The organism is Rhodococcus sp. P3_B8 (genome assembly GCF_056402775.1).
Window position 1 is genome coordinate 1 of sequence record NZ_JBFUGT010000244.1, and the last position, 10,066, is coordinate 10,066.

A 10,066-nucleotide genomic window follows, 5' to 3' on the forward strand; every position below is an offset into this window, starting at 1 on the left:
GCGCTGCTGTAGGCCACCGCCTCGTCCCAGTTCGCCTCCAGGTTCCCCACCCAGGCCCGCAGGGTCAGCGCGTAGTGCTCGCGCAGCGACTCGACGTCGCGCACCTCGAAACCGGCCCCTTCGAGCGCCTCGATCATCGTCGCGAGTGGTTCGATTTCTCCGTCGGGGAACACGTAGCGATCGATGAAGGACGTTTTGGAGAACGTGGCGGCGGGTTTGCGTGGTCGCCGCGAGATCGCGTGGTTGAGCAGCCGCCCCTGCGGGCGTAGCAACGCGAACAGGTCCGCGGCGTAGGTTGCCAGCATCGCGACGCCGACGTGCTCGGCCATGCCGATGCTCGAGATCGCGTCGTAGGGGCCGTCTGTGACGTCGCGGTAGTCCTGGACTCGGATCTGCACCAACTCCCCCACGCCCGCGTCGACCATCCGTTTGGCGGCGTAGTCCGCCTGCTCCTGGGACAGGGTGACACCGACGACGTGCACTCCGTAGTGACGTGCCGCGTGCAGCGCGAAGGTTCCCCACCCGCAGCCGACGTCGAGGATCCGCATCCCCGCGGTCAGGCCGAGCTTGCGGGCCACCAGATCGCATTTGGCATATTGGGCTGCGTCCAGATCGTCGCTCGGCTCCGCCCAGTACGCGCACGAGTAGGTCATCGACTCGCCGAGCACGAGTCGATAGAAGTCGTTGCCGACGTCGTAGTGGTGGCTGATCGCGGCGGCGTCACGCTCCTTGTCGTGCCGGTGCCCGCGCGCCGGTTTCATCTCCTCGGCCGGTGGTTTCGGTGGGAGGCCGATGATCCCCAGACGTAGCGCCGCTGTCGCCAGCGCCTTCTTCGTCTGCCTGTCTATCCGTACGCCGGGGCCCCTCGTCGGGTCCGACACCTGCTCCAACACGTCCAGCCCAGCGAGCAGGTCACCCTCGATGTCGATGTCGCCGGACACGTAGGCCCGCGCGAAACCGAGGTCGTTGGGCGCCCACRGCAACCGCCGCAGACCACGCCGATTGACGATGTGCACCTGCCACGGCGCGTCCGAGGGACCACTGCGACTACCGTCCCAACACCGGATTCCTACCGGGACCTGTTCCCCCACCACCGCGCGAACCAGCGGCGCCACCGTGTCAGCGACCGTCATACACACCTCCGTCGAAGTTTGGGGTCCCACCACCACTGCGGCTGCTCAGTTCACCTGACTCGCCCGTCGACCATATCGATGGAACCCCCGTCGCCGCACACCTTCACACCAACTCCCGCTCGGGACATCCTGTTTCTCGAACCCCGACTCGCCGTCATCGGATGGGCGGCCCGAACGGATCAGACGCCATCGGCTCCGGGCGTTACGATTGCGTCGAAGAGTTCGTCCGAGAGCCAGGGGTGCCCATGTCGGATCTGGATCAGGCGTTCGCCGATGCGCAGGAGAACGTCACGAAGCTCACCTCGCGGCCGGCCAACGATGAGCTGCTGCGGCTGTACGCGCTGTTCAAGCAGGGGTCGAAGGGCGATGTCGAAGGCAAGCGGCCCGGTCGGTTCGACATGGTCAACCGCGCCAAGTACGACGCCTGGGCCAAGTTGGCGGGTACGAGCAGCGCCGATGCCAAGCAGAGCTACATCGACCTGGTGGCCCGGCTCACGCAGGGCTGAGTTCGGGCGTTCCGGTCCGGTGCTGCCCGATCGCGCGTGATCCAGCGGTCGCCCCGGCGCAGACCTGGCACGATGGCGGTGTGACGGATTCCAAGCGCGTCCTCGTCCTCGGCTCGGGATTCGCCGGCTTGTGGGCCGCGCTGGGGGCTGCGCGGCGGCTCGACGAACTCGATGCGGCGGGCACCGTCGATGTCACGGTGATCAGTGCGCAGCCGTTCCACGACATCCGGGTCCGCAACTACGAGGCAGACCTGAGCGCTTGCCGCATTCCACTGAGCGACGTGCTCGACCCGGTCGCCGTCGGGCACATCGCCGCCGAGGTGACGGCGATCGACACCGCGGCGCACAGCGTCACCGTTTCGGGTAACGGGGCACAATTCACGCAGAGGTACGACCGCTTGGTCATGGCGCTGGGCAGTCGGGTGGCGAAGCCCGATATCCCCGGTTTGCGGGAATTCGGCTTCGACGTGGACACCTACGACGGCGCAATGAAGCTACAGCGCCACCTGGCCACGCTGTCCGGCGGCCGAGCGGACGCGGGCGCGGCGACCGCGGTGGTGGTCGGCGCCGGCCTTACGGGCATCGAAACGGCGTCCGAGTTGCCCGGAATGCTGGCGAAGGTATTCGCAGGACGCAACGTCGAACCACGGGTGGTGCTGATCGACCACAACCCCTACGTCGGTTCCGACATGGGGGCATCGGCGCGACCGGTGATCGAAGCGGCTTTGTCCGACAACGGCGTCGAGACGAGGACGGGTGTCGGTGTCGCCGCTGTCGACGAGCACGGCGTGACGCTTTCCTCCGGAGAGGTGCTGGCCGCGGGCACCGTCGTCTGGTGCGCGGGCATGCGGGCGAACCCGCTGACCRCACAACTCGGTGCCGAGCACGACCGGCTCGGTCGCCTGCCGGTCGACGACTATCTGCGGGTGATCGGCTCGCCCGAGGTATTCGCCGCCGGCGACGTCGCCGCGGCAAGGGTGGACGAGGACCACCTGTCGGTGATGTCGTGCCAGCACGGGCGACCGATGGGCCGCTACGCGGGATACAACGTCATCAGCGATCTACTCGGGGAGGCGATGCTCCCGCTCCGGATCCCCTGGTACGCAACGATTCTCGACCTGGGACCGGCGGGAGCGGTGTACACCGAGGGGTGGGATCGACAGGTGGTGTCGCGCGGCGCGCGAGCCAAAGCCACCAAGGTCACCATCAACACCCAACGCATCTATCCCCCGTTGAACCGAGACCGTGACGCGCTGCTGGCCGCCGCCGCGCCGGCGCTGCAGGCGCGACCTGATCCCGGACAATGACTTTCAGATCGGCGGTCGAGGTCGTCGACCACATCGGTGACGACGACACGACCGCCCTGCCGGTCGCCCGCCAGGCCACGACCTCTCGCCATCTCACTACACCCGGCGATGCCTCCTTCGGCCAAGTCCATCTCAACATGTAGCGTGCACCATCTATTCGTGCACAACTGATATGTGCCACCTGCAGCGCCAGCCGCAGCGGACGGCCACCGAAACAGGTCAATAGGCACAGACAGGACCCCTACCACAGGCGAGGGCAAGGCCAATGAGACAGTCCGACAGCCCCTTCTACGACGAGATACGGGGTGCAGGTACATTCGCCGCCTTGCTGAGCAGGCGCACGAACCGCCTGGGCGGGCGTTGTCCCGGGCCCGCCGAACGCGACGCCTGGTCGGGCTGCATGACGAAGGCGATTGCCTCAACATCCCCGACAGCAGCGCCGAGAGCAGTGGAACCATCCGCCGAACCTGAGGTTGTGGAGACTATCGACATACATAATCGCCCTGCACCGGGCCCCGCGCCCGCCGCGACAGCCCGCGATTCCTCGGTGCCAGCCGCCGCGGCGGTCGCAACCGCATCCGCCGCAGACGACGTCGTCGACCCCGACGATCCGCCTGGGGAATAGCCTGCACTCATGGCCGCACGGAAGACCACCCAGCGACGCTCCAAGCCCAGACGAGCCAGCGCCGCGCCGCTGATACCCACCCCGGGGCACGGGGAGCGGATCTGGATCCTCGATGTCCCTTATCGGGCATCCGCGCCCGGTGCCAAGTACTACAAAGCGCTCAAAGCATATGCCTACATCGGCACTCAATTGCCTGACGAACTCACCGTCTACGCGTCGAAACCGTACTCGTACGCTCGCTGGGTCGAAGAGGACTTCAACGGCGTGCGGCAACCGGGCGCTACTGGTTTCCACAAGATACCGCGGCCCGAACAGGTGGACGCCGCGAAGGCGATCGCGACGGCCTTTCACCACGGCAAGCGCGGATTCCTGTTGGCCGACGAGCCCGGTGTAGGCAAGACCGGCAGCGCAATCCTCGGCGCGAAAGCTGCGCTGAAATTAGGGGGCGGCGACACCGTACTCATCACCGTGGACCGGCCGGCCCAGATCACCATCGCCGCGTGGCGCGACGCCCTCGCTGCGTTCGGCGACGGAGGCTATCGGTGGCTGATCATCTCCCCGGACCAGCTCAAGAAGTTACTCGGACGCAACGGCCAACCGAAGTACTCCTTCTCCCTCATCATCAATGACGAGGCACAGCAATTCAGGCACCTCACGGCCCAGCGCACCCAGTACCAGCGGCGCATCAACCGTCTCTCCGCGACGCCTGAGAAGGCGCCGTTCGTCATCACCGTGACGGCGACGCCGGGTCATCACCCAGGCGAATACACCTACTTGTCTTCGCTTTTCGCGCAACTGCACGATGACCCGCCGGGCGAGTGGGCCGATCTCGGTAAGAAACTGGTCGAGCATGGCCTACCCCTGACTCCCGGGTGGGACAAGGGCAAATGGGACTGGAACGACCAAGCAAAAGGCTCTCAGCGGCTGCAGCATCAGGCCGTCACCCGCGTCCGAAAATGGATGACCGACTGCGACCCGCCCGTCATGATGCATCGCGACGCGCCCTGGGGGCCGCCACCTATCGACGGCCTGCCACTCGACTTCACCGCCACACAATGGGCTGCGTACCACCAGGACTGGAGTGAGTTCCGCAGCGCGATGAGGATCGCCCGCCAGGGGAACGACACCGCCCGCGGCCGTGCCGCTCTGATGCGGTTCCGGCAGAAGGCAGGCATGCTGCGAGCCCCGCAGACCGCCGAGCTGGTAGCCGCACACGTCGAACGTGGCTACCAGGTACTCGTCGCCGTCGAATTGGTCACCACGGCCGCCGACCCGGTAGCCAACCTCTTGGAGGAGCACGGCATTGGCGTCTCCCGCATCTTCGGCGCGGGCGATCTCGAGACGGAGCGCATTCGATTTCAGCGAGGCCACAACCCGGTCGTGGTGTTCAACACCGCATCTGCGATCAATCTGCAGGCGTCCGAGTTGATGGTCGACGGTTCCCGCGCCTCATCGGCACGTCGCATCGGGTTCTTCCACCAGCCTCGCTACTCCGGAATTGCCGCACGCCAAACGATGGGTCGTGCGCATCGCGACGGGCAGGTTTGCTCGTGGTCACTCCTGTTCGCCGCCGGAACGGTGGAGGAGCAGGCGGCTCGGATCATGATCAATCGGCTCATGGTGACATCGGCCAGTGTCGATGGCGATCTCGGGGGGTTCGGAAACCTCGCCCGGCTGTTCGACGCAGACTGGCTTCCCGAAAGCATCTTCGAGTAGGAATGATGCCTGGACCAGGGACTTCTGCAATCGAGAGTGAGCGGATGTACATTCCCCCACTCAGCCAGGTGTGTCCGCGTGGACACACGACAGCACTGGGAGCCACACCCATCGGCGGACCGCCGGATCGGGTTCAAAGGCCCAGCTCAACCGGGGGAACAGGCGAGGACGTCTCATGCAGCGCTGGCGCGATCACTGCCGATGTATCCGGCAGCAGCTACGCCCACCCTGCGATCCCCCCTCGTCGCCACCGAAACAGACGATGGATGCACCACTACCGGGCAGGCACCGTTCGTGACCGACACCCGGGCACAGAAACCTGTCACCTTCCTCGTGGATGCCACCGACGGTCGAGGCGTCCACGCGAACCGAATCTCACACACCCTCGACCGCCACACCCGAGAATGCGGATGGACCCTTGCCCACAGCAGACCAGATCATTGCACCGGTCGCCCTCCTCCGCTCACAACTCACCCACACCAACTGGACAGGGCCCTCCCCAAGCCAACTTCGCACAACAGCCGACGCAACACGACGCCGCGATCCGGCACCGCAACGCCACTCCAGCGTCCGCGGAGCAGGGGCGAGCCGCGCTCGCACAGATTCGGATCCGGTCCGTAAACCATCGTCATGGACGCAACCCTCAGTCGGCAAGCGCACCCGATCCAGGCGGCTCGAACACTGGCTCGGGGGCCCACCTTCAGCACGCGCCACCGTTCAGGTCCCCTGCGCGGCCGCATCCACCGATGCAGGGTGTGCGTGATTTACCGGGTTCGCCGGTTTGCGCACGAAGGCGCATGCGGCGATCAGCACGAATGAGAGGATCCCGGCGACAAGAAAGACCATTCGCACCCCCTCGGCGATGGCGTCCGGTGAATCGTGAGGGTGACCGGATCGTGAGGCAACGACCGTCATTACAGTGACGAACAGTGCCGTACCGGCGGCGCCGGCCACCTGCTGGAACGTGCCCACCACTGCGGAGCCGTGCGCGTACAGGTGAGCGGCCACCGATCCCAATCCCGACGTCATCAGCGGTGTGAAGGTCGCCGCCAGGCCGAGGCACAGTGCCATGTTCGACAACAGCAGCCACCACAATGAGGTGGACGTGTTCAACGTCGTCAGCATCCACACTCCGATGCTGACGAGGATCGAGCCGGGGATGACCAGCACGAGAGGACCGCGCCGGTCGTAGACGCGGCCCACGATCGGACCCGCCAGACCCATCAGAAGGCCGCCGGGCAGTGTGATGAGACCGGTTTCGAACGGATCGAGGTGAATCACCGACTGCGCGAAGTAGGGAACGATGATGAAGGTGCCCATCATCGTTGCCATGCCGACCAGCATCGCGACGACCGAGATGCTGAACTGGCGGTATCCGAACACACGCAGGTCCAGCAGGGCCCGGTCCTCGCGTTGCAGCCGGAACTGTCGGGCGAGGAACCCGGACATCGCGGCCGCACCGATGAGGAACGGCACCCACACGGGGATCGTCGGGGATTCCTGGGCCGATTCGCCGATGCTCACCAGGCCGTACACCAGGCCACCGAATCCGAGTACCGCCAGGGGGATCGACAGAATGTCGATGCGGGCCTTCGTCGTCTCGGACACCGAAACAACGAATCGGGCGCCGAGGACCAATGTGACCAACGCGATGGGGGCAACGAATCCGAAGATCCAACGCCACCCGAAGTGGTCGAGGATGAAACCGGACAGGGTGGGGCCGAGAGCAGGCGCAACCGCGATGACAATGGAGATGTTGCCCATCATCGCACCACGACGGGCGGGCGGCACCAGCGTCATGATCGTCGTCATCAGCAGCGGCAGCATGAGGGCTGTCCCGGATGCTTGCACGATGCGGGCGAACAGCAGCACACCGAAGCCGGGTGCGGCGAACGCAATCAGCGTTCCCGCCGTGAACAGCGACATGGCGAGCACGAACAAGGTGCGCGTAGGGATGCGCTGGATGAGATAGCCGGTGAGCGGGATGATCACCGCCATCGTGAGCATGAATGCGGTCGTCAGCCACTGCCCGACGCTGGGATGTACGCCCAATTCGACCTGAAGGACCGGGATGGCGATGCTCATCACCGTCTCGTTGAGGATCACCACGAAGCTGGCTACCAACAGGACACCGATCACCTGGAGGTGTCGGCGTTCTATTCGGTCGTCGGCTCTTGCCTCGTCGTTCACGAGGCCAGTAGGTTCGGTCACGGTGGACCTTTCGGGTGGTGGGAACTGGGGACATCCCGGCGAACGACGGAACAGAAGCAGGGCAGCCACCGAATCTACCGACCCCCAGTTCCGCCGCCAAATGTTTTTTCCGTGCTCACTTCGGGCGACGCGGCGCGCCGGCCGCACAGCTCGGCGGACGGTGAGATTGGTGGGCCCGCTCGCTGGTCTTCGCTGCATAATTGAACGGCGCCAGCATCTCCTTTCCATGCGCACCAAGATCATTCGCGCTTCCTCGCCTCGGAGCTCTTACTACTCACGGCCTCGGGGCGGCGTCTGAATAGCCACGGGCCACACTCAGCGCGACGACAACGGCGCTCGCGACGTCCGACCCTCCCTACACCTGTGGGTGCGGCACCGGTCGATCCCGCCCGACGACTGCTCCGGGATGGGGGCACCGCACCGGCGTCCGTTGCCGAACTCTCAGGTCTCCACGGCGGACACGTCGACGGCGGCACCACCGGAGGCCAGTACGAGTCGCCGCTCCCCAAACTTATCGGTGACCTGAGGCGGGCCTACGGCGAGGTGACCGTCCGGATCAGGGAGTACCGGTCCGAGACCGACGTAGCCACGGCAGTGCGCGACGGAACCGTCGAGCTGGGGTTCGGCTTCCTCGAACCGGCCGACTCCGGAGAGCCCGCCGACCGCCGCGACCTCGACACCCACAACCTGGGCACCGATGAACTGTGCGTTGCCCTTCCCCGTGAGATCGCCGAGGGTCTCCCCGACCCCCTGCCATTCGACCAGATTCACGACCTACCGGTGATCGCGGTGACCGGCGGCGCGCTAGGGCGGGTCGCGGTGGAGTCCGCGTTACGCCGCGCATCACGGCGGACAACGCTCGGTGTCGTCACAGCGCATCGCCAAGCGAGCGTACCGCTGGTCGCCGCCGGTGCCGGAATGGCGTGGGTGCCCAGGGCAGTCGTCGACAATGCCGGCGAGTCGGGTGTCGTTGCCCGCGCCATGGACCCGCCGTTGATCCTCCCTGTAGGGGTCATGTATCGGCCAGGGGTGCTCTCCCCCGCTGCCCGCGCGCTCCTCGCGGCGGCACTATGGCGGCGTAACCAGCAGGATCGGGCCCGGAAACACCGCTGCGGGAGAGTCCAGCGTCCCCCGGCGCGGGCGTTGATCCGCTGGATCCTCTTCGTGATCCCTGCCGGTCAGTGGGCGACTAATGTTTCCGCCGCAGGGTGTTGGGCCTGCTTACGCGCGCCCAATATCGTGCGCCGATGTAGTTCAATGGCAGAACATCAGCTTCCCAAGCTGAATACGCGGGTTCGATTCCCGTCCTCGCCTCTCTCTCTCTCTCCATCCATCCATCCACTCCATCCAAGCTATGCGGACCTACCCTCCAGAACGACCCCGGTCGAGTGGAGACGTCGTTCAGGCCACCTCCGGGATGGAGGTAGCGATGGGGCACTGTCCACGGCGGCGCGTCTCGTAGTCGATCGGCGACAAGTGGTCGATCGATGAGAGCAATCGGTCCGCGTTGAACCAGCGGACCCACTCCCGGTCATACTGCTGGAGGGCGCGATGACTTCTCCGTACAGGACGCCCGATCGGCACCCACGATCGAGTGGTACAACTTCTAGGGCCACCACCTCTACCCTTCTCGACCCTGGCGAGCTTGAAGCCGAGAAAGTTGATCAGCCGTCGACATGGAACACGCGCCGACCGTGGTCGGCTGAACGGCGCAACGCGGCCTGGATGGCGGCGGTGCCACCGATTCCGCCGGCGAGGACGAGGAACAGTAGGGCGACATTGAGGTTCACGGGACAGGCCCTCCTCGGGGTGGACCAATATGGGTCCGGGTGCGGATCATTATGTGGTATAGCACAATTCGCGCATCCGGCATAGCTCGGCAACGAGGGCGAAGAGGTGACGCTGTCGTCAGCGAAGATCGCGGCGGGTAGGAACTTTGATCTCCGCGATACTGATCGACCCGGCACCGGCGAGGGTCGACGCTGCCCTGTGGTCGGATGTCGTACTCATGGTGGACGATTCCCGCCTTCGTCTAGAATCAGTTGGTTGGCTCCGAGTGCAATCGGTCAGATCACGGACGAACATGCAGTCATCCCACGAGAAGACCGCGGGTCATCGCCGCCGTTACACCCTCACCAGAACAACGTGCCCACCCACGAACGCGGGAACGGCGACGGACCGGCGAAACTGTGAGCCGCTCTGCCCGCCATCGACCGATCCGTCCAGCACCCACACTACGACCTCCGGAGCACCTACTCCCCCAATAGCATTCCAGTGAATCCTGCTATTGCTCTAGATTTCGTGCCAATGAATCTCTGCCGCACGTCGCCGACATACGGGCCACGCCGTACCGAAACTCAAACTATGAAGAATCGACCGATGCGGTCTGCCCTTCGCGCCGCAGGGTGCGCGTACGCGGACACCTACCGCAGGGGACCACCGGACTGGTGACCTCGTCGGTGTCGGCGCAACGTGCCCCGACGACGGTGCAGAGCCCAACGGTTGACCGGCCGAGTCGTTCTCTCATTTATTTCACTACCGCCGTCGTCACGGATGCCTGCCCAAGCG

7 protein-coding genes are annotated in these 10,066 nt (G+C 65.5%); 3 read left to right on the forward strand and 4 right to left on the reverse strand.

Annotation, left to right across the window (positions count from 1 at the left end; translation table 11 throughout):
• Nucleotides 1-1,133 (reverse strand): class I SAM-dependent methyltransferase (locus AC1D1G_RS35470; protein WP_477955762.1); only part of this gene is annotated, 1,133 nt, incomplete at its 3' end.
• A gap of 245 nt (nt 1,134-1,378) precedes the next feature.
• Here AC1D1G_RS35470 and AC1D1G_RS35475 point away from each other — a divergent pair.
• The 3 genes from AC1D1G_RS35475 (at nt 1,379) to AC1D1G_RS35485 (ending at nt 5,287) form a co-directional block, all read left to right on the forward strand.
• Nucleotides 1,379-1,639 (forward strand): acyl-CoA-binding protein, encoded by a 261-nt coding sequence (locus tag AC1D1G_RS35475; protein WP_477955764.1) that lies wholly within the window; start codon nt 1,379-1,381, stop codon nt 1,637-1,639.
• A gap of 80 nt (nt 1,640-1,719) precedes the next feature.
• Complete coding sequence (locus AC1D1G_RS35480; RefSeq protein WP_477955766.1) at nt 1,720-2,946, forward strand: NAD(P)/FAD-dependent oxidoreductase; 1,227 nt, start codon at nt 1,720-1,722, stop codon at nt 2,944-2,946.
• Between the two features lie 634 nt (nt 2,947-3,580).
• On the forward strand, nt 3,581-5,287 hold the full coding sequence (locus AC1D1G_RS35485; protein ID WP_283353465.1) for a DEAD/DEAH box helicase: 1,707 nt from the start codon (nt 3,581-3,583) through the stop codon (nt 5,285-5,287).
• A gap of 717 nt (nt 5,288-6,004) precedes the next feature.
• Here AC1D1G_RS35485 and AC1D1G_RS35490 read toward each other — a convergent pair.
• From AC1D1G_RS35490 to AC1D1G_RS35500, 3 genes are all read right to left on the reverse strand, one after another.
• The gene (locus AC1D1G_RS35490; protein ID WP_283331605.1) at nt 6,005-7,498 is read right to left on the reverse strand and encodes an MDR family MFS transporter; all 1,494 of its coding nucleotides are present in this window, start codon (nt 7,496-7,498) and stop codon (nt 6,005-6,007) included.
• Nucleotides 7,499-7,939: 441 nt separating this feature from the next.
• Nucleotides 7,940-8,269, reverse strand: a complete 330-nt coding sequence (locus AC1D1G_RS35495; protein WP_477955770.1) for a hypothetical protein — start codon at nt 8,267-8,269, stop codon at nt 7,940-7,942.
• A gap of 893 nt (nt 8,270-9,162) precedes the next feature.
• Entirely contained in the window at nt 9,163-9,288 is a 126-nt protein-coding gene (locus AC1D1G_RS35500; protein WP_283331631.1) for a hypothetical protein, read from the reverse strand.
• Nucleotides 9,289-10,066: the final 778 nt, after the last annotated feature.

Bases quoted from the DNA above. Each gene is read 5' to 3' on its own strand.
- AC1D1G_RS35475 (WP_477955764.1), top strand. From the start codon at position 1,379: ATGTCGGATCTGGATCAGGCGTTCGCCGATGCGCAGGAGAACGTCACG.
- AC1D1G_RS35485 (WP_283353465.1), top strand. From the start codon at position 3,581: ATGGCCGCACGGAAGACCACCCAGCGACGCTCCAAGCCCAGACGAGCC.